General features: G+C 65.4%; 9 protein-coding genes. 6 read left to right on the forward strand and 3 right to left on the reverse strand.

The genetic code is table 11. The annotated features are described in order from the left end of the window. Window positions 1-7: 7 nt before the first annotated feature. Together AB0G01_RS11795 and AB0G01_RS11800 are read right to left on the reverse strand one after the other, a co-directional pair. On the reverse strand, window positions 8-1,378 hold the full coding sequence (locus AB0G01_RS11795; protein ID WP_360943030.1) for a helicase-associated domain-containing protein: 1,371 nt from the start codon (window positions 1,376-1,378) through the stop codon (window positions 8-10). Continuing rightward, window positions 1,339-1,656: a hypothetical protein gene (locus AB0G01_RS11800; RefSeq protein ID WP_360943033.1), complete on the reverse strand. Its 318-nt coding sequence runs from the start codon at window positions 1,654-1,656 to the stop codon at window positions 1,339-1,341. The genes AB0G01_RS11795 and AB0G01_RS11800 overlap by 40 nt, the downstream gene beginning before the upstream one ends. Before the next feature lie 1,422 nt (window positions 1,657-3,078). Between AB0G01_RS11800 and AB0G01_RS11805 the strand changes: the two genes are divergently transcribed. The 6 genes from AB0G01_RS11805 to AB0G01_RS11830 all read left to right on the forward strand — a co-directional run bounded on the left by AB0G01_RS11805 (window position 3,079) and on the right by AB0G01_RS11830 (window position 21,912). Continuing rightward, window positions 3,079-4,764, forward strand: coding sequence for a DUF262 domain-containing HNH endonuclease family protein (locus tag AB0G01_RS11805; protein WP_360943036.1), 1,686 nt, complete (start codon window positions 3,079-3,081; stop codon window positions 4,762-4,764). 362 nt (window positions 4,765-5,126) lie between these two features. Continuing rightward, window positions 5,127-8,015 carry an SNF2-related protein gene (locus AB0G01_RS11810; protein ID WP_360943039.1) on the forward strand — a complete coding sequence of 963 codons (2,889 nt, stop codon included), beginning with the start codon at window positions 5,127-5,129 and terminating at the stop codon, window positions 8,013-8,015. Then, the gene (locus AB0G01_RS11815) at window positions 8,012-12,574 is read left to right on the forward strand and encodes a restriction endonuclease subunit M (protein ID WP_360943042.1); all 4,563 of its coding nucleotides are present in this window, start codon (window positions 8,012-8,014) and stop codon (window positions 12,572-12,574) included. The genes AB0G01_RS11810 and AB0G01_RS11815 overlap by 4 nt, the downstream gene beginning before the upstream one ends. Further along, window positions 12,571-13,425, forward strand: a complete 855-nt coding sequence (locus AB0G01_RS11820) for a restriction endonuclease (protein WP_360943045.1) — start codon at window positions 12,571-12,573, stop codon at window positions 13,423-13,425. Before AB0G01_RS11815 ends, AB0G01_RS11820 begins: the two co-directional genes overlap by 4 nt. A gap of 112 nt (window positions 13,426-13,537) precedes the next feature. After that, entirely contained in the window at window positions 13,538-19,729 is a 6,192-nt protein-coding gene (locus AB0G01_RS11825) for a DEAD/DEAH box helicase (protein WP_360943048.1), read from the forward strand. A 5-nt stretch (window positions 19,730-19,734) separates the two neighbouring features. Then, complete coding sequence (locus AB0G01_RS11830; RefSeq protein ID WP_360943051.1) at window positions 19,735-21,912, forward strand: 3'-5' exonuclease; 2,178 nt, start codon at window positions 19,735-19,737, stop codon at window positions 21,910-21,912. Here AB0G01_RS11830 and AB0G01_RS11835 read toward each other — a convergent pair. Beyond that, window positions 21,905-22,237, reverse strand: a complete 333-nt coding sequence (locus AB0G01_RS11835; RefSeq protein WP_360943054.1) for a hypothetical protein — start codon at window positions 22,235-22,237, stop codon at window positions 21,905-21,907. The genes AB0G01_RS11830 and AB0G01_RS11835 overlap by 8 nt on opposite strands. Window positions 22,238-22,265 lie beyond the last annotated feature (28 nt).

The raw sequence follows: 22,265 nt of genomic DNA on the forward strand, positions 1-22,265 counted from the left end.
AACCCTGTCAGAGCCCACCTCCGCGGACCCCGGCCGGGATGACGTGCCCCAGCTTGAGCAGGGCCTTGCGGAACTTCAGCTCCTGGTCCGGTCGGACGGCGAGGTGGCGGTCACCGATCGGACGGCACAGCGCTCGCAGGGCGCGGTCGCGGGTGATCAACGCGGCGAGCGCGGGATCGGCGCACTCGATGACGCGGACGTGGCCGAGATCGGTCAGCTGCGAGCTTCGCCGCTCGACGTCCACGACCAGCGTGCGCAGCGCGTCGGGCAGATCGTGCTCGGTCCGCCCGGCGAGGAAGTCGACGAACTCACCGAGCTCGCGGCCGTTGTCGAGCGCCCTGAGCAGGCCCGCCGCCGACACCGTCCACACGCGGTCCGCGGTCTGCTCCGCGTGGGCGGACAGGACGAGCCGGTCCGCGGCACCGATGTCGCCCATGGCGACGACGTCGAGGTTGGGCAGCACCTTCAGCGGGCGGGTCCCGGCGGTCCTGGGCTCAGGCGGTTGGTAGGTGTCGGTCACACCGAGGGCGTAAGCGCCCAGCGCGGTGAGTCTGATCGCCACGAGTCCGTCGTAACGGCTCAGCGCGTCCAGGTCGTCGCCACCCCAGTTGTCGACGTAGTCGTCGCGCGCGCCGCGTGGGTCGACGTAGTCGAGGTCGATCAACCCGAGTGTGCCCGCGTACTCGAACAACACGGCCAGGGTGTAGCGACCTTCGAGGAGTTCCCAGTCGTGGTGCCCCTCGTAGCCGAGGCTGCCGTATTCCGGGTCGACGAGGTACAGCTTCCACAGCGCCATCTCGGTGCGGGCGATGGTGGGGCTCATGTTGCCGCGCCGCATGGCGGTGAACAGGGAATCCACGTCGACCCACTTACCCGGCGGGCAGCCGGCCAGCGCCGCGGCGACCGCCTGTCGCCGGGTCTTGGCCGCGGTGAGCACGTTGCGGGCGTGCTGGCCCTTGATCTGCTCGACCCTGCTGAACTCGTCGATCACCGCGTGGGTGAGCCAGCGCCGCCACAGGCCCCGAATGGCCTCGGCAGACGGCTTCCCGAGCACCGCACGGCCCTTCGGGGTCGACCGGAGGCGGGTGCCGTCGAGCTTCGCGAGCCCGCCGGCCTGGAGCAGCAGCGGCCACGCGAACGCCGCGATGGGCTCCTCGGGGTAGAAGTCGCCGTTCACCAGGTGCGCGCCGACGGTGCGCACAGTCGCAGCCGACGGGCGACTGGTCTTGTCGCTGCACTTCACCTCCCCAGCCGCACACAGTTCGAGCACGGCGCGCAGGTTGGCCAGGGCTTCCTCCTCGGTGAACCGCACCTGCTCCGGCAAGGAGTCCACCGCGTTCACGTCCCCCTCGCCCAGCGGCGGTAGGCGTCGACCCATTGCACACCTTCTACTGGCGGAGCAGGCAGCGGCAGGTCCAGGACGGGGATGCGCTGCTTCGACTTCCCGCGCACGCAGACCGCCACGATCTGCTCGTCATCGGTCAGGTCCACACCCGTCACGGTCACGTCCACGCCCAGCACCACCGTCTGGAACGGCACGGCGAGGTGCTCCTCGATCATGGCGTGGAAGCCTGTGACGCACTCGCTGTCGCCATAGCAGTCGACAGTTGCCTCCGCGATCAGCGCGTCCAGCGCCACCCGGTTCGATCGACTCACCCCGCGAGGTTCCCACATTCGGTGACGGGACTGCTGCGAGGAGCGGCAACCGAGTGGGCCGCGATCACCGCTCACGGTCACGGTCACGAAGCCTGCTGCGGATCACCCCCGAACTCCGCGACCCCAACGCATGGCCGCTGCCGGGGAAGCGGAAGGACGTGAAGGCAGTCCGCGAAGCCTCCGCCCGCCTTCTGGAGGTGATCGAGCCTCTTGCCGACACACTCCATCCACCGGCCCCTCCGCTCGCGGCTACGTCCGAGCAACAACCACACAGGACAGAAGCCCGCGCTTGGCAATCGATTTAATCACGCGCGACGAGAACATTCGGTGGTTCTTCCACACCGACATCGACAAAACCCAAGCGGACGCGCTCGCCGCCGTACTTACCGAGTCGATGACGATTCCGGACGCCGAACGCGATGACCTTCACCGGCGATGCTACGCCTCGATAGCGGCGGGCGAGAAGACCGAGAGTTCCGCACGAAATCTACCGAACCAACTGAATCCGAGGCCACGACCTGATCACCGCCCCGCAAATGAGCTGTGCGGTGAGGGGACCCGCGTCGCAGTCACACCCGAGACACACGAACCGCACCACACCAACGAACTGCCTCCAACAACCGCCAATTCATGCCAACTGCGGCGAAGTGCCGCCAACAAGCCGAGCCGCACTCTGCCAGCGTGATTCGACCGTTGCCCTGACCAGCGCAAACAGAGAACCTGCACGTCAGCCGATGTCGTTCACCGCAGTTCGAAGCCGTCACACGTCGTTCAACTCGGCCGTCTGCTCCAGATTTGCTCCACACACTGCGGCGTGAATGCCAGCAGAGTTCAACCGCCGAACACGCGATGTCCTCGTACGGCGCGGGGCTCGATCCACGCCAACTCGTGCCACACTGTCGTCGCCGTCTCGTCGGCGGTTGCCGCAAAGAATGGGACTGCGACCGGCAAACGACTCAAGGCGATCGGGGACACGAAGCAAGCACCACATTTGTATTTGGTCGCGCCCCATCCGGGACCAACGAAGGGTGGTGCCGGTGATGTGTCGACTTTGGAAGTCACGCTAGCTCTCACTCAGTAATGCAATGGTGACCGGTTCGGACATCCACCAGCACGTCTCCCTATCCGATCCCCGACGATAGTAACATCGGAATAGTATGGATTGGTCTTAAAAGTTGTCGCTGCGAGCAGTTGGCGCTGCAACCGGCCAGCAGTCGCGCAAGGTGAGCCTTGATTCAGGCTAACGGGTGGGAGTATTGGGGCGCAGGTGCTGCGTCGACACTGAAACGTCCGTGGTGCATCCGGCGATGTTGGTGTGTGTCGCCTCAAGCCGGACCCGCATGACTGCGGAGAGAGCTTCGTGGCGGCAGGACCCACGAAGCGTGTCTAGGCACGGTTCCACCTGGTGCAAGGATGACCCCCATGGCCAGCACGAAGATCCAGGCAGCCGAGCGCCCCATCGGCGACGTGTTCAGCGACGACTACCGCTTCATAATCCCTCGGTACCAGCGACCTTACGCGTGGACGACCGAACAAGCTGGCGAGATGTTCGACGACCTGATGGCAGCCGCGTCCACCGGAGCCCCGCTCGACGTGGCCGACCCGTACTTCCTCGGGAGCATCGTGCTGGTGAAGGCGGAGAACGACGCGGAAGCGGAGGTCGTGGATGGTCAGCAGCGCCTGACCACACTGACGCTGCTGCTCAGCGCGCTGCGCTTGCACGTGGCCGACGACTTCGCAACGTCCCTGGACGGCCGCGTGTTCCAGAAGGGTGACCCGATCAAGGGGACGATCGACCAGCCGCGGCTTACGCTGCGCGAGCGTGACCACGGGTTCTTCGAAAAATACGTTCAGGCGCAGAGCGGTGTCGAGCAGCTTCCGTCGCTGGCCACCGACAAGCTACCGGACAGCCAAGGCAACCTCGTGCGGAACACGGTCCTGTTCCTTAACCGCCTCGCCGAACTCGATCGCGAAGACTGTCACCGGTTGGTTTCTTTCATCGATCGCAACACCTACTTGGTGGTCGTGTCAACCCAGGACTTCGAGTCCGCCTACCGGATCTTCACCGTTCTCAACGAGCGAGGTCTCGACCTCACGCACACCGATATCCTTAAATCCGAGATCATTGGCGCGATCGCCGAACCGGACCAGGATGTCTACACTAAGAAATGGGAGTCAGAGGAGGAAGATCTCGGTCGCGTCGACTTCGCCGACCTCTTCTCTCACATCCGCATGGTGTTCGCGAAGACCAAGGCCCGCGAGTCGATCCTCAAGGAGTTCCGGTCCTCGGTCCTGTCCCAAGTGCCAGACGGCTGCAGGTTCGTCGACGAAGTCCTCGTACCGCTCTCGGACGCGTTCGAGGTAGTCACCCGCGTCGACTATAAGGCCGCCACCGGCGCCGACGCGGTCAATGGACTGCTGCGCTGGCTCAACATGCTAGATAACACCGACTGGATCCCACCTGCGATCCGCTATCTCAGCGACCCGGCGATTGACACCGCGACGTTTCATCAGTTTCTCGTCGACCTCGAACGGTTGGCTGCCAGCATGCTCATCCGTCGCGTGGACATCACTCGACGAGTGGAGCGCTACGGTCGCGTACTCGAGTCGATCGAGACGGGCGTGGACCTGTACGGACCCGGTTCTCCGCTCCAGCTGGACGGGAACGAGCGGAACGACACCTTGCGCCGCCTCGGCGACGAGATCTATACGGTAACTCGAATTCGGTTGTACGTGCTTCTGAGACTTGATTCCGCACTGTCGTCCGGTGGCGCCAGCTACGACCACCCGCTGATCACCGTCGAACACGTCCTGCCGCAGACCCCCAGTGCGGACAGCACCTGGAGATCGTGGTTCACCAACGAGGAACACGGCTACTGGGTCCACCGGCTGGCGAATCTGACGCTTCTCGCTCGCCGGAAAAATTCCCAAGCTAGCAACTATGACTTCGACATCAAAAAGCGTAAGTACTTCACCGCCAAAAATGGGGTATCACCCTTCGCATTGACCAGCCAGGTGCTGACTGAGCAACAGTGGACCCCCGAACTGCTCGAACATCGCCAACGGAAGCTCCTGTCGACCCTGGCCGATCTGTGGAGGCTCAAATAGCACATGAGTACGCCACGATATGCCGAGCGGACATTTTCGAACGACGCGTCGAGATGACACGTACCTGACCGCAGTCAAGGCTGCGCAATGGGTCAGGCTGTCATCTACTGGTGCGCTAGGAGGTACGTCAGGTGGACGGCAGCGCGGCAGGAGCCGACGTCTGAGCTGGGGATTCGCTGTGCGGACGACCACACTACCGACCCTGCAGTCACGCCTCACGATGCAGGTTGGTACCAACTCACCGAATCATGAAACGGTCACGAGCTGCATGGCGATAAGTCGGCTGACCCGACGCGGGACTTGCCACCAGCCGCAGGCGAGCCCAGTAGAGTCTCGATGTTCACCTACCGCGAGGAGAGCGGATGTCAATCGGTGAGGTCGGCAGCGCGACGAAGCCAGCAGTGGGGTTCGCCGCCGGCAGCACGGTGGTCATCCGTGACGAGGAGTGGTTGGTCCGTTCCTGTGAGGCGGTCGGGGACGGGTGGATGCTGTCGTGCCTCGGCACGTCAGAGCTCGTGCGGGACGTCGAGGCGACGTTCTACACGGAGCTGGAAGAAGGCGTCACGCATCTGGACCCGGAGCGGGCGCGCCTGGTGGCGGACGTCTCACCGGGGTTCCGACGCACGCGACTGTGGTTGGAGTCGGTCCTGCGCAAGACCCCGCTGCCGTTGCACGAGCCGCGGCTCGCGGTTTGTCATCGGATGCTCGCCGACGACCTGCTCTACCAGCGTCGCGCGGTGGCGCAGGCCCTTTCGTCCGAGGTCTTGCGGCCACGCCTGCTGCTCGCGGACGCCGTGGGACTGGGCAAGACGCTGGAGATCGGGATGATCCTGGCGGAACTGGCCCGACGAGGTCGCGCGGATCGCATCCTGGTGGTGACGCCCCGACACGTGTTGGAACAGATGCAGCATGAGCTGTGGACGCGGTTCGCCATTCCGCTGGTCCGGCTCGACAGCGACGGAATTCAACGAGTGCGGCAGACCTTGCCGTCCACCCGTAATCCTTTCACATTTTTTAAGCGTGTGATCGTATCGGTGGACACCCTGAAGTCGGCCCGGTACCGCGCGCACCTGGAGAAGCACCGCTGGGACGTCGTGGTGATCGACGAGTCGCACAACCTGAGCAATTCGTCGACGCAGAACAACAAGCTCGCGAAAGTGCTCGCACCCAACACCGATGCGTTGCTCCTGGCGTCGGCGACGCCGCATAACGGCAAGAGCGAGTCGTTCGCCGAGTTGGTCAAGCTCCTGGACCCGACCGCGATCGTCGACGTGCGGGACTACAGCGTTAAGGACATCTCCCACCTGTTCGTTCGACGTCACCGCCACTCGCCGGACGTCGCCGCTGTCGTCGGACAGCGGTGGGCCGAGCGCCTGGAACCGGAGGTCCTGGCCGTCGACGCCAACGCCGCGGAAGAAGCCGTGTTCGCCGAACTCGCGGACATCTGGCTCTACCCAGACGGTGGAAGCGCCCCGGTCTCCGGCAAGGGCAGCTCCCTGTTCCCGTGGACGCTGGTGAAGGCGTTCCTATCCTCGCCCGCGGCGCTGGTCGAGACGGTCCAAGCCAGGCTGAAGCGCCTGCCGGCGGACGCGAAACGCGAGCGCGCCGCGCTCGACCGCCTGCTCGACCTCGCCCGGCGAGCACGCGAGTCGTCCAAACTCGACGCCTTGGTCAAGCACCTCACCACGATCGGGGTCAAGCCGGGCTCCAACGAACGGGTCGTGCTGTTCAGTGAACGCTTGGCCACGCTGGACTGGCTGCGGACCGAGCTGCCCGCACGGCTCAAGATGCCCGCCTCCGCGTTCCGCGTCCTGCACGGAAGCCTCCCGGATACCGAGCAGATGGCCGTGGTAGATGAGTTCAAGCGCGCCGACACGCCCGTCCGCGTGCTGATCACCGGCGACGTGGCCAGTGAGGGCGTCAACCTGCACGCGCAATGCCACCACCTGGTGCACGTCGACATCCCCTGGAGCCTGATCCGCATCGAGCAGCGCAACGGCCGCATCGACCGCTACGGGCAGGAGCACCCGCCGCGGATCGTGGCCCTGGCGACGATCTCGGCGCACGAGCGGTTGTCCGGGGACATCCGAGTTCTCGCCAAGCTCCTCGCCAAGGAGCACGTGGCACACAAAGCCCTGGGCGACGCCGCGTCGCTGATGAAGCTGCACGACGAGGACGCCGAAGAGGAAGCGGTGCGGCGGGCCATCGCCGAGGGCCGCGACCTCGACGAGGTCATCCCCGACCCCAGCCAGGACGAGGCGGACTGGGACTTCGACGAGCTGTTCGCTGACGCCGGCGAGGAAGTGCCGGACTCGCCCGAGGTGATCGCCGACTACGACCTGTTCCGCTCCGACCTCGACTTCTTGCGCGAAGCCGTGTTCGAGGCCTACGACGACAGCCCGGCCCGGTCACCCGGCAGCGGTGGCATCGCCTGGGCAGAGCATCCCGACGAGGGCACGGTCGAGTTCGTCCCGCCCGGCGACCTGATGGGCAGGCTGGCCGCCTTGCCGCAGTCCTACCTCGCGGAGCGGCGCATCCGGGAGCGGTTCGTGCTGGCGGTGGACAAAGCCGTGGGACAAGCCGAGCTGGCCAGGGCCCGGGAGAACGTGGGATCGACGACGTCTTGGCCGCAGGCGCATTTTCTCGGCCCGCTGCACCCGGTGCTGGACTGGGCCGTCGACAAAGCGCTGTCCCGGTTCGGGCGCAACGAGGTGCCGGTGGTGACCGGCGCAGTCGACTCCCCGGTGGTCATCGGCCTCGGCACGTTGTCCAACGGCCGCGGGCAGGTCGTGCTCCGCAGCCTCATCGGCCTCACGTTCTACGACGAGGACGCCCCGCCGTACATCGAGCAGGAAGACGAGGTCCGCGAACTGCTCCGCCGGGCCGGTCTGCGCGACGGCGGCATCAACAGCGGCCATCCCGTGGACATCGAGAAGTGCCAACCTCTGATCCCCAAGGCAATCGAGGCGATGCGCGGCTACATGGACATGGTCAAGGGGCAACGCGCGCTGCTCGTGCAGGATCCCTTGGTCCGTGCCGCGCACCGCATCCGCCAGTGGCGCAAGGAGAGCGAACAGTTGGCGCTCGATCTCGCACCGGTGCGCGCCAACGCGGTGAAGCGCAGCGTCGAGCGGCACGGCAAACAGGCGTTGGACCTGGTGACCGAGCTGTCCGCGAGGAAGGACCCCATGCTTCGCGTCCTCACGATCATCGTCCCCGAGAAGCCAGACGTCGAGGAGTCGGCCCGATGAGCGCGTTCGACTCGATTCACGTCGAGGGTGAGTTCATTTCCGAGCACTACCTCTCGGAGGAGTTCGGCGCCCGCGTCCGAGCGCTGCGCAAGGACTGGGCCGAACGGGAGGCCGCCGACCAGCGGACCCCGCGCCAAGGGCTCGCGGCGCTGAGCACCCGATTCGTCGCCGCCCTCACCCGGCACCGGGACCCCGCGACCGGCGAACCCCTCTCCGGGTCGCACCGCGACATCTGCGCCGCGTTGCGGCTCGACCGGGCGCCGGAGCGGTTCACCGTCACGCGCGGTACGGACGAGCTGACCATCCCGGCCCGCGTGTATCGGGACTCCGGCAAGGTCCATCTGCTGGTGCTGGAGGCCCACGACGCGCGCGGCGTCGAGGACATCCTCGACGCCGAGTCCGGCACCGGATGCCTGATCGAGCCGCTGATGATCGGGGAGAAGCCGGAGCCCTCCACCGCGCGAGTGTTGTCCACGCTCTTCCACGCCGACGACGAACAGGACCAACCCGCCTTCATCCTGGTGCTCGCCGGCGGCTGGCTGCTGCTGGCGGAACGCGCGCGCTGGCCCGAGGGACGCTGGCTGGCGATCGACCTCGTCACCGTCGCCGAACGCAAGGACGGCACGGCCGCAGGCGAGCTGGAGACGGTGGCCGCGCTGGTCAGCGGTGACGCGCTGCTCCCCACAGCCGAGGGCACCTGTCTGCTGCAACGCTGCATCGAGGAGTCGGTCAAGCACGCGGTCGGCGTCTCCCAAGACCTTCGTGACGGCGTGCGCCGCTCCATCGAGCTGGTCGCCACCGAGATCGTCAGCCGACGCCGTGCCCGCGGGATGCCGGTCGAAGGTGTGCCGGACCTCGCCTACCAGCTCACCAGGCAGTCGTTGCGATTCCTCTACCGCGTCCTGTTCCTGCTGTACGCCGAGGCACGGCCAGAGCTGGGTGTACTGCCTGTCGACGCGCCCGAGTACGTCGGCGGCTACGGCTTGGACCGCCTGCGCGAGTTGGTGTCCGTGCCGCTGGCCACCGATGCCGCGAAGAATGGCATCCACCTCTACCAGTCACTGCACCGATTGTTCGTTTTAGTCGACAAGGGACACAACCCCACGTCGGACAACGACGGCGGCGGGCTGAGGTTCGTGGCGCTGCGCGCCGACCTGTTCAGCGCGAACGCGACGCCGCTCGTTGACGAAGTCGGCCTGGGCAACCGATGCCTGCAACTCGTCCTGGAACAGCTACTGCTGTCCAAGCAACGCAAGGGACGTGACCGAGGCTTCGTCTCCTATGCTCAGCTCGGTATCAACCAGCTCGGCGCCGTGTACGAGGGCTTGATGTCCTACAGTGGATTCTTCGCCGAGGAGCCGCTGTTCGAGGTCGCCAAGGGCGGTGACCCGCGTAAGGGCACCTGGGTCGTCCCAGTCGCGAAGGCCGAGGAGCTGAGCCGTGAGCTGGGACAGTCTGACGCTGAGATTTTCGTGCGCGAGAAGGACCCGGATACCGGCGAGATGGTCCGGGTGCGGCACGACACCGGTTCGTTCGTGTTCCGACTCTCCGGCCGCGAGCGGCAGCGCAGCGCCTCGTACTACACGCCCGAGGTCCTGACCCGAAGCGTGGTCACCCACTCGCTGGCCGAACTCCTCGACCAGGACGACGAGAAGACCTCAGCCCAGGCGATCCTGGATTTCACGGTGTGCGAGCCCGCCCTGGGATCGGGAGCGTTCCTCATCGAGGCGGTCAATCAGCTCGCCGACCAGTACCTCAAACGACGGCAGGACGAACTCGGCGAGCGCATCCCTGCTGAGCAGTACCAGGGGGAGTTGCAGAAGGTGAAGGCGTATCTGAGCCTCCACCAGTGCTACGGCGTCGACCTCAACTCGACTGCGGTCGAGTTCGCCGAGATCTCGCTGTGGCTCAACTCCATGCACGAACGGCTCAGCGCGCCGTGGTTCGGCCTGCACTTGCGCCGGGGTAACTCGCTCATCGGCGCACGGCGAGCGGTGTACCGGAAGACCAAGCTGGCGAAGAAGGCGTGGCTCACGACCGTGCCAGACGACCGGCCGCTTTCCGAGTCGCTGGATGTCGACGAGGTGCACCACTTCCTGCTGCCCAGCCAGGGATGGGGCGCGGTGGCGGACGCCAAGGAAGCCGCTGAGCTACGCAAGCCTGTTGTGACTGCGCTTAAGGCGTGGCGTTCGTCGGTGCGCAAGTCACCGGACAAGGGTCAGCAGGACCGTCTGCTCCGCCTGGCGCGGCGGGTCGAACGGCTGTGGGGTTTCTCGCGGAGGCGGTTGCAGATCGCCGAGTCCGAGATCCGACGCGGCATCGATGTGTGGGGCTGCGATGCGCCGGTTTCGTCGCCCGCAGAGGTGAGCCGCGAGGACATCGAGGCGTCACTCGCCGATGACAACGGTGCGTACCGGCGACTGCGCCGGGCGATGGACGCCTGGTGTGCCCTCTGGTACTGGCCAGTAACGACCGACGTCCAGCCGCCCGACTGGTCACAGTGGCTCACCGGGCTTGAAGCCCTGCTCGGTGTGGCGGATGCGAGCAAGGTCGGGGCGCAGGGACAGTTCGGCGACAGCGAAGACTGGGTCGAGCTGGGCGAGGCGGAACAGGTCAACCTTGACTTCAACGGTGCACGTCCAGTTGACGACGTGCTCGAACGCCATCCGTGGTTGAGGGTGTGCGATGAAATCTCGCAACGCGAGGCATTCTTCCACTGGGAGCTAGACTTCTCGCCGGTGTTCGAGCGGGGCGGCTTTAATCTCCAGGTCGGGAACCCACCGTGGGTGCGCCCCACTTGGGACGAGGCTCTGACCTTGGCCGAGACCGACGCGTGGTTCGGTCTAGCCAACAAGCCGCCCAACGCGGAGGTAGCGGCGCATCGCCGAGCCGCCCTGGCTCGCTACGCGGAGACGTACCTCGACGAGCGCGCTTCGATCGCCGCGCTGAGCGAGCATCTGGGTAGTGGCGTGGATCGGCCTGTCTTGGCAGGTACGCAACCCGACCTGTACCGCTGCTTCATGGATCGCACGTGGCGTTCGATGGGACCGAGCGGAATCGTTGGTCTCATCCACCCGGAAACCCACTTCACCGAAGCTCGCGCTGGTGGTCTTCGGCGAGAGACCTACCAGCGCCTGCGACGTCACTGGGGCTTCCGGAATGAGCTTAAGCTGTTCGAAATCAAGGACACACGCGAGTACGGTGTGCAGATCTACGGACAAAGGCGTCCAGTAAATTTTTTGAGCGCCTTCACCCTGTACCACCCTGACGTCCTGACCAGGTCGTTGGCGCATGACAACTCTGGCGATGAGCCTGGAATTAAAGACGACTCCGACCAGTGGGATGTACGACCCCATAAGGGACGGATCGTCGAAGTCGACGAGGATATACTCGCACAGTGGGCAGCATTGGTAGACGAGCCCAGCACTCCAGCCCTGGAAGCACGGATGCTGCGACCAGTGAATCGCGCAAGCCAGGCAGTGCTCGACAAGATGGCCCGCGCACCCCGGCTGAGCTCAATCGAGTTCCAGTGGACTCCTGGATGGCATGAGAGCGCCGATCGTTCTGCAGGCTACTTCGCGGCGCGCTCAGCAATACCGCCAACTTGGGACGACGTAATTCTCCAAGGCCCGCATCTCACCGTGGCAACGCCGTTTGCCAAACAGCCACGCCCTTCGATGCGCAGCAACCAAGACTACGAAACGTGGATCTTGGAGGAGTTGCACGAAGACACAATTCCCCGCACTAGCTATCAGCGCACACTATCGCCCGACGACTACATCGCTGGCCAGCCAACATGGAAAGGCAAGCCCAGTAATCAGTTTTGGCGACTAGCCTGGCGGAACATGGTTGACACATCAACCGTTCGCTCGCTGCACTCTGCATTGATTCCGCCCGGTCCGATGCACGTCCACGTGGTCCACACGCTGACGGCAGACAACCTTGACGATCTTGTGATGGCGGCCGGATTTTGGTCATCACTTGCGCTTGATTTTCTCGTCAAGGCTGCGGGCGCCTCGAAAGTGCAAGCAGAGTTCGCCCGGCGTTTCCCACATGTTCGCGGCCATTCCCTTGAAGCCGCGCTCATCCTCCGTACCCTGCGCATGAACTGCCTCACTCGCGCCTACGAACCGCTATGGACTGAGCTGTACGACGAGGCTTGGCAGCGCGACGCCTGGACTCACGACCGCAACGACCGGCCAGCCCTCGGCGACGTGACTCCGGACTGGCGATGGGGGACGCCATTGCGCACGGACTTCGACCGGCGGCAAGCGTTGGTGGAGATCGACGCGATCACGGCGATTATGCTCGACATCACCGCCGAGGAGCTTTGCACGATCTACCGCACCCAGTTCGGCGTACTCCGCAAGTACGAGCGGGTCATGCAGTTCGACGCCAACGGCCGCCAAGTGCCCAACGACGTGCTCAAGGAGTACGACAAGAAGGGTGATCGCGCCGACCTCGGCCGATACGTCCTGCCGTTCACACCTGTGGACCGCGAGAAGGACATGACCCGTGCGTACGAGGTGTTCACCGAACGCATGAAGGGCATGGTGTGACGTCGACCAGCGTGGAAGTCCCAATCCCGCCCGCCTACACCTTGATTTGGGCTGTAGTGCGGGCGTTGCGCGAGCTCGGTGGTTCCGGGCGCATCGAGGAGATCAACGATCGAGCGATCCGTCTCGAAGGCATCACCGAGGAACAGCAGCGGTACGACGCAGGCAACGGCGTACCGGAGATCCCGTACCGCCTGGGATGGGCACGCTCGTTCGCAAAGAACCTCGGATTGATCGAGAATGTCAGCCGCGGCGTGTGGGCGCTGACGAAGGACGGCCAGGAAATCGACGAGCAGGAGATCCGCCGGCGACGCCTCGCCCGCAAGCGCAGTCGGAAGCGGACGGCTGATTCGGCTACCACCGAGGCCGAGGAACCCATGTCGACCGAAGAGACCTGGCAAACCAAGGCGTTGACGGCAGTGCGTTCGATGGATCCGACGGCCTTCGAGCGTCTCTGCCAGCGGCTGCTTCGTCAGGCGGGTTTTGTGAACGTCATCGTCACCGGCCGATCAGGTGACGGCGGCATCGACGGTGTCGGCGTATACCGAATGTCCCTCGTGTCTTTCCCGGTCTTCTTCCAGTGCAAGCGGTACGCAGGCACCGTCGGCTCGTCCCAGGTGCGTGACTTCCGGGGCGCGATGATCGGCCGCGGGGAGAAGGGTCTGCTCATCACGACCGGCAGCTTCACCTCCGGTGCTCGGGCGGAGTCCACACGTGATGGAGCGCCGCCGCTCGACCTCATCGACGGCGATGAACTGGTCGAACTCCTGCGCGAGCACAGGCTGGGTATATCCACGACGGAACGCGTGGTCCAGGATGTATCGGTGGACCCGGATTTCTTCGCGAATATCTGATAATCACTCGATCGGGTGAGCAGATCACGATCTTCCCGACTCGGAGGTCACCCGGTCGAGTGATCTGGTTACATGAGACGTCAGGGCTTTGGTCGTCCGGAGAGGGAGAAGCGTGCTGCCGTCGCTGATAGCGGGCGAATTGCGTGCCGCACTGTCCGGATACCTGGGCACCACGTTCGCCTTGGCGGACGATGATGTGCGCGAGCGTCTGGAAGGGTTCCTCGGCGACCCAACTGACGGGATCTTCCGGGGCCCCTACGTTCGCCTGAGGTTGCCGTTCCAACCCGCCACCGAAGGGTGGCAGGATTCGCTCGACTGGGCGCCGGTCGGCTTCTCTCCCTACCGACACCAGGCTCAGGCTTTCGAGCGGCTGAGTTCCAAGCACCGCCGCCCGCTCCCAACGCTGGTCACCACAGGCACGGGATCGGGCAAGACCGAGTCCTTCCTGATCCCGCTCCTCGACCACTGCCGGCGTGCCCGCGCCGCCGGACAGCACGGGATCAAGGCGCTACTGCTCTACCCGATGAACGCGCTGGCCAACGACCAGGCCCGGCGCATCGCGGCGATGATCGACGACCACGCGGACGACCTCGGCGGCGTGACCGCGGCCCTCTACACCGGTGACTCCGGCACCGCGACGCGGATGACCGCCGACTCCCTCATCGAGCACAAGCGGGAGATCCGCGACAACCCGCCCGACATCCTGCTCACCAACTACAAGATGTTGGACTTCCTGCTCTTGCGCCCAGAGGACTCGGACCTCTGGGCGACGTCGCGGCACTCGCTCCAATACGTGGTCCTCGACGAGTTCCACACCTACGACGGTGCTCAGGGCACGGACGTCGCGATGCTGCTCCGCAGGCTCGGCATGGCCCTGGGCGTGAGCGAACCGGGCAGGCCGTTGGGCCGGATCACTCCGGTAGCCACCTCGGCAACGCTTGGCGATGGCGGACGAGCCGGTGGCAAGCTGCTCGGCTTCGCCGGGAAGGTGTTCGGTGAGCCGTTCGACGAGGAAGCGGTGGTCGGCGAACAGCGGATGGGCGCCGACGAGTGGCTCGCCGACGCGTACGCAGCAGAGGAGATCGTCTACGACGAACTCCCGCTGCTCGAACGGGTCCCTCCTGTGGTTCCGGGCGAAACACACGTCGTCCTACTGAACGCGGTGGCAGACGCGTTTTTCCGCAACGCTGGGAACATCGACGCCGCGACGCCGGATCACGTCACCGATCGGCACGGCCTGGGTCTACGTTTGATGCGTCACCCCCTGACCAGACGGCTCCTCGAAGAAGCGCCAACCCCACGCGACTTCGGTGAACTGGTGCGCGAGGTCGCACCGCAGTGGGTTGGCCGCCGCGAGGCTGCCGAGAACGCCATCTCGGCGTTCCTCGCCCTGCTGTCCCACGCTCGGACCGGCGACCGTCCGCTGTTGCAGGTGGACATCCAGTTGTGGATCCGCGAGGTGAGCAGGGTCGACCGGCGGGTGTCATCAGTTCCGGAGTTCCACTGGGGCATGGACGGTTCGCGTACCGACGTGGAAGACCGGTACCTTCCGGCGATCTACTGCCGGCATTGCGGGCGCTCGGGTTGGGGCACCGCTCGGCGGTCCCGTGACGTCGCCCTCGAAGCTCGGACACAGCACATCCGCCAGCAGAGCGTGCGCAAGACGGGCCGGTTCCGTGCGCTGATCCACGCACCGGGCGAGTTGCGAGCGGGCGACCTTCAACAATTGAACTGGCTTGATCCGATCACTCTGGAACTCAGTTCCACGAAACCGGACAACAACGACGGCCTGCCCGTGCTGGCCACTCCCGACGACGATGCCGCGCGCCGGGATCGTTGTCCATCCTGCGGGCTCGATGAGGGCATCCGTTTCCTGGGTTCGAGGGTCGCCACCCTCACCTCCGTGTCGCTCGGCCACCTCTTCGGCAGTCAGGACGTCGAGCCGGAGCAGAAGAAGACACTGGTCTTCACCGACAGCGTTCAGGACGCCGCGCACCGGGCCGGGTTCATCGAATCCCGTTCCTACGCGCTCAACTTCCGTGCACTGCTCGTCAGAGCCATCGGCTCCGGACGGACCACGTTGGCCGAGCTGGACAGCGCGCTGCTGGCCGCCGCGAAGACTCCAGACGAACGCTACGCACTGCTGCCTCCGGAGATGGCGAGCGATGTCAAGTACAAGCCGTTCTGGGAGGAGAAGCGCAGTCCCAGCTCACTGCGCACCGCGGTGAAGAAGCGTGCGGCCTTCTCAGCGATCCTGGAATTCGGGTTGAACGCACGTACCGGGCGGACCCTGGAACTCACCGGAACTGCCACCGCGCACGTCGAAGCCGGATCACCGGAGAAACTGGCAAGGATCGCCGCAGCCGTCGTCGCCGAACATAAGGAGGAACGGCCACACCTCGAACTCCCGGTCGACGGCGTGAACTCGCTCGCCTGGATCAGAGGTGTCCTGGAAAGGATGCGCCTCCAAGGGGGCATCAACCACCAGTGGCTGACGAAGTACATCAGCGAGGACGGCAACCGGTGGTCGATCTGGGGCGGACGCCCCGAGGAGATGCCCGCCTTTCCTTCCGGTCGGCCGGCTCCGGCATTCCCGACGACTGCGGCCAGGTCCGAAGCGTTCGACAGCGTTGTAGCCCGTGGCACCTGGTACAGCTGGTGGACGTCGCGCTGCTTGAAGATCCCCGAATCAGAGGCGCCGCTGCTCGTGCGCGCCCTGTTCGAGACCTTGCACGCCGAGCACGTCGTGTCCCACGCACTCACCAAGTCCGGCGTCAAGGTGTACTACCTGGAACCGGACACGGTCGCCGTCGATCCGGTCCACCAGGAGTCGGCGGCCGACGTCCTACGCTGTGACGTGTGTTCGCTGCGGTTCCCCGGAGTCCGGGAGATCACCGGTCAGCTCGCGGACGGTCCCTGTCTGCGCAACCGTTGCTCGGGCACGCTTCGCGCCGAGGTGTTCGACGGTGACTACTACCGCGGGCTGTACTCCAGTGGTCGGGTTCGGCGCATCTCCGCCCACGAGCACACCGGCCTGCTTGACGCGGAAACCCGGGTATCCGTGGAAAAGGCGTTCAAAGGTAGTCCCACTCCGAACGCTCCGAACGTCCTGACGTGTACCCCGACCCTCGAACTCGGCATCGACATCGGGGACCTGTCAGTCGTAGGTCTCACATCCCTACCGCGCAGCGTCGCGGGCTACTTGCAGCGGGTCGGGCGAGCCGGGCGACAGACAGGCAGCGCGTTGGTGTTCGCCGTCCTGCCCGGTCAGGGCATCGAGCTGCACTGGCTGGCCGAGCCGTTGGACATGATCGACGGTGAAGTCGTGCCTCCTGCGTGCCACTTGGACGCAGCGGAGATCATTCGACGCCAGTACTTTGCGTCGTTGATCGATCGAGCGGCTCGGACCCACCGCGGAAAGCCTCCTCGCACAGCTGGGAAGATGCTCTCCACAGCCCTGGTCGACGGGTCGTGGATGCGCGACCTGCTGCACGACGGTCGCGAGCACGCGGTGGCCTACGTCGATGAGTTCCTGTCGGGTTTCCGCGGCCACGTCGCCCCAGACACCGAGGTGATGCTCGCCGACTGGGCGGGCGTGGGCCTCGGCCGTGACGAGGTGTCGCCCATGGAACGCGACGTTGAACAGGCCATTCGAACGTGGCTCACGGACATGGCCGAACTACAGGCGCGGGCCGCTGCGTTGAGTGAGGAGCGCGAACGCGTCCAAGCGCAAGAAGCTCTACTCGACGACGTCGGGAAGCGGGATCTCAACCGGCTGCGCGGTGAACACCGTGCGGCGACCAGCCAGATCAACGCCCTGCGCAGGCAGTACTGGGTCACCGCGCTGGAAAGCATGGGCTTGCTGCCGAACTACACCCTGCTCGACGACCGGACCACTCTTGACGTGGGGCTCACGTGGACCGATGAGCGAACAGGGCAGTCGGCCGTCGAGCGGTCGACCTACGAACGTGGCAGCCAGGTCGCGTTGCATGAACTCGCGCCGGGCAGCACGTTCTACGTCAACGGATCGGCGCTCAACGTCGATGCGGTCGATCTCGGGTCGGTGCGCAACCCGAAGCTGCTGCGGTGGCGCTTCTGCCCTGCTTGCGGCTGGTCGGCCCAGGACACGGGTCCGACCAGGTGTCCTCGGTGCCAGGACAACCGGGCCGCCGACACCGGTCAGTTGGTGACGGCCGTGCGGTTCCGCAAGGCATCCGCCTTCGCCTCACGCGACGGCGCCAGGTTCGGCGATGAGGACGAGGAGCGCAAGCGGTTGCGCTTCACTGTCGCCGCGGCCATCGACGTTCCTCAGCAGGAGATCACTAAGGCGTGGGGACTGCGGGACTACCCCTTCGGCGCCGAGTTCGCACGTACCGCCGACATCCGCTGGATCAACCTCGGAAGGGCCGACACCGGCGGCGCCGAGCGGATCATCGCCGGAGAGACGATCCAGGCGCCGCTGTTCGATGCCTGCAAGCACTGTGGTGTCGTGCCCGCCGCCCAACCGCGGGTGCACGACCGAGCCGACGCCAGGCACCGCGGCTGGTGCCCGCAACGCCACCACCCCGACCCGGACGACTGGGTGCAGGTAGCGCTGCTGCACGAGCTGCGCACCCAGGTGGTGCGGCTGCTCGTACCACCCATCGTCATCGCCGACGAAACGCTGCTCCACTCCATGCGTGCCGCGTTGCTACTCGGCCTGCGCAAGATCCTCGGCGGCGAGCCGGACCACCTCGACGTGCTCGTCGCACCCGACCCGGGCAGTCACGGACGGCGCCACCTGTTGGTCCTGCACGACCGGGTGCCGGGTGGTACGGGCTACCTGGCCCAGTTCGCCGATCCGGACGAAGTGCGGTCACTGCTCACCGCTGCGGCCGGAGCGCTGGCCGAGTGCAAGTGCGCCGCGGAATCGGTCGCGGCATGCCACCGATGCCTGCTCCCGTACGTGCCTCCATCCGCGGTACAGCTCGTCCGCCGGGATCGCGCGTTGGAGCTGTTGCGGGACATCCTCGCCAAGTGGGTCGTCCACGACCTGACCTCACTTCGAGCGATCACGGTCAGTCCGCATGAGACGCCGCTCGAACTGCGCTTCCGCGCGTTGCTCAATGAATGGGCGAAGAAGGAGAAGGCCGAGCCGAGGATTTCGCCCGCCGCGGGCGGTGACCAGTTGACCTTCCGGCTCAACAGCGGTAACTCCGCGCAGACCTGGACGCTGACGGCCCAACCCAGACTCGGGTACGTCCAACCGGACTTCGTCCTCTCCGCCGACGACCCCTCCATCCCCAAGATCGCCGTGTTCTGCGACGGACAGTCGTTCCATGCCTCCGCAGAGCACAACCGCCTCGCCGATGACGCGGAGAAACGCGCGGGCTTGCGTGCCGAGGGATACCTGGTCTGGGCGGTCACTCACGACGACCTGGACGTCTTTGCGCAAGCGGTCGACGGTGATCCCGCCACAGGCCTGGTGTTCCTCACCGGCGAGCAACACCAGACGCTGCGCCGGTTGGCGGGCAACCCGAAGTTGTTCGGCCCCAATACCGTCGCCGTCGCCGACCTGGGAGGTGATGCCGTCAGTCAGCTGACGCACTTCCTCTGTCGTCCCGACGAGAACGCGTGGTCCGGACCGGCAACGGCACTGGCTCTCGCACTGACGGGCGCCTCTAAGCGCGATGCGGTTCGGCTATCCGATGCCGATGTGGTCGATGCGCTGGCCGCGGCTATCCGGGGCGAGAGCGTCAAGGGATCAGCAGAGGGCAGGTCAGTGCTCCAGCGGCGATCCGCAGGTGCTGCGACCACGCTGATCGACGTCGAGCAACCGGCCGCGGTGCGCGTCTATCTCGGGGTCGACGATCGACCGGAGACCATCGCCGGTCCGGAGAACGAGCAGGCATGGCGCGACTGGCTCGCGTTGTCCAACCTCCTCCAGTTCCTCGATGACGGGCGTTTCTCCGCAGGGACCTCATCCTCCCCCCTGCCTGGAGCCGACCGGATGCGGAGGCGTGAGGACTCAGCACAGCCGACCATCGACATCAGGTGGCGGCCTTTGCTTGGCGAGTTCGGCCCGAAGATCGACCTCGCCATCACCGAGCTGTCGCGTCACGACATCCCGATTCCTGAACCAGGGCACGAGGCCGCCGACGGCGACTTTGTGATCGATCTCGCCTGGCCTCGCCACCAGGTCGCCGTGCTGGTCGACGAGGACCCTGAAACGCGCGACGCGCTCGTCGACAACGGGTGGTCGGTTTTCGGACCGGACGAGGTCGGCGAGGCCGCCGCCGCAGTCATGAAGGGGGATATTGACTAATGTCCGTGGTCTTCTCCAAGGACTTCCACAAAGACCTCGATGTCGACGGCTCGCTCAAGGGCAAGGCATGGGACTTCGTACGCAAGTTGAATACGGACAGCGACCTGACCGGGCTTGATTTCAAGCAGCCGCAGGGCGCGATCGACAAGCGCGTCCGCACGGCGCGGGTCGACCTCAACTACCGAGCGGTGCTGTTCGACATGAGCGTCGGCGGCGAGGCGTTCTACCTCCTGGCGGGCATCAAGAAGCACGACGACGCCTACCGCTTGGCGGAGACGATCGAGCTCCGGGTGAACCCGGTCAACGGCATCGCCGAAGTGCTGCGGCACCAGGACGTGGCGCGCGTCAGCAAGCCCGAGACGCTGGCGAAGCGACGTCAGGACCTGCCGCGACTGCTGCCGTTCTCGGTTGCTGAGATCGTGAGTCTGGGTGTCTTGGAGCAAGTAGCTGAGCGCATTGTGGAGATCACCGACGAAGACGACCTCCAGGAACTGTGCCTCGCGTTGCCCGAGTGGCAAGGTGATGCCCTGCTCCAACTCGCCTACGGCACAAGCCTCGACGACGTGCGCAAGCAATACGGCCCGTCGTCCGACCGGACGACGGGCGGGATCGAGGCTGACGACTTCGGCACCGCGTTGCAGCATCCGGCTTCGCGGATGCAGTTCGTCGTCGTCACCGACGACAACGACGACGAACTCCGCGCAATGCTGGAGAGCGACTTCAGCTACTGGCGTACTTTTCTCCACCCGGAGCAGCGGTCCGTGGCGTACCGCGAGCAGTGGAATGGGTCGTTCCGACTCAGCGGCGGCGCGGGCACCGGCAAAACGGTCGCTGCCATCCACCGAGCCTCTTTCCTCGCAAGCAGGTCTGGTGGCGCACGTGTCCTCCTGACGACGTTCACCAAGACGTTGGCCACTCAACTACAGGGCGATCTCGCCCAACTGGCGGGGCCTGCACGTGTCAATCTCGGCACCGGTGCGGTGGAACCGGGCACGGTCCGGGTCATGGGAGTGGACAGCCTCGCCAGGCAAATGGTCGCTCGGGCCGACGGACACGTACCGAGGGTCATTCCGCAACTTGAAGAGGACCGGTTGTGGGAGCAGGTCGTCCAAGATCTGCCCGATCTGACACCCGACGACACCCGGATGTTGACACCCGGCTTCCTTGCGGCGGAATACCGCAACGTCATTCTCGCGCAAGAGATCACCGATCGGCAGCACTACCTCAAGGCACCACGTCGAGGTCGCGGGGTGCGGCTGAACTGGCTGCAACGCAAGAGGATCTGGGAGGTCGTAGACCTGTTCCAGCGTCGTCTGCTGGCCGATGGGAAGACGACGTTCGCGGCGCTCGTCGCGCGGGCGGCGGAGGTACTGGCCGGCGAGGACAAGCGGGACGCTCGTGACCTGTTCGACCACGTCGTGGTGGATGAAGGACAGGACCTCAGCGCCTCGCATTGGCTGATGTTGCGCAGGCTCGTTCCCAAGGGAGCGAACGACTTGTTCATCTGCGAGGACAGCCACCAGCGGGTCTACGGGGAAAGACTGGTGTTGGGTCACTTCGGTATCGACGTGCGCGGGCGTTCGCGGAAGTTGACCTTGAACTACCGCACCACGCGGCAGAACCTGAGGTTCGGCCTGCGAATCCTCGACGGTGGCAAGGTCGTAGACCTCCAAGGTGACGAGGAGACCCGCGTGGGCTACCGATCACGGCTGAGTGGCCCCGAGCCGATTCTGCACAGTGCCGCGAGCACCGCCGACGAGGCCGACTTCATCGTCCGGACGATCCGCGACTGGCTGACCGGTCAGCCGGAGGGCTCACTCAAGCCCGGATCGATCGGAGTCTTGGTCAGGACCAATCGTGAGCGCGACGACCTGGTGCACATGCTGCGGCAGGAAGGCGTTCCTGCCGAGACGTTGACGAGTGACGCGGACGGAACGGGGAAGGGCGTCCGAGTGGCCACGATGCATCGGGCGAAGGGAATGGAGTTTGCCCGGGTTTTGGTCGCAGGGGTGTCCGAATCAACCGTGCCACTGCGGTGGTTGCTCGATAACGCGGCAGTGGAGGACCGCCCCGACGTAGAGCAGCGGGAACGCCTGTTGCTCTACGTCGCTTGCACCCGCGCACGGGATCAATTGGTTGTGACCTGGCACGGCCGGCCGTCACCGTACCTGCCGCTCAGCTGAGCAGGTCGGGCGCGATCCTCTGCAGCAGGTCGTCCACTTTCTCCGCGTCGTCGACGAATCCGATAGGGCTGAGCAGGTCGTGCTCTTCGTCGCCTGGTTCGACGAAGTAGCAGACGGTGTCCACGATCTGGTCCATCTGGTCGCGGTCGAACGAGTCCCATCGATCCAGCACGGTGGCTAGCTTGTGGTGGAGTTGCAGTGCGAACCCGACATCGACGAACTCGTGGTACTCGGCGTTTTCGAGCATTCCTCTGTGCGCCGTCAGGAGAACTCGGAGCGCTTCGGCACTGGGTTCGTCAGCGGGAAGCTGTTCAGGAGTCGCCATGGTGAGCCACCGGGCTTTCTCTACGAAG

The organism is Actinosynnema sp. NPDC023587, assembly GCF_040640215.1.
GTDB lineage: Bacteria > Actinomycetota > Actinomycetes > Mycobacteriales > Pseudonocardiaceae > Actinosynnema.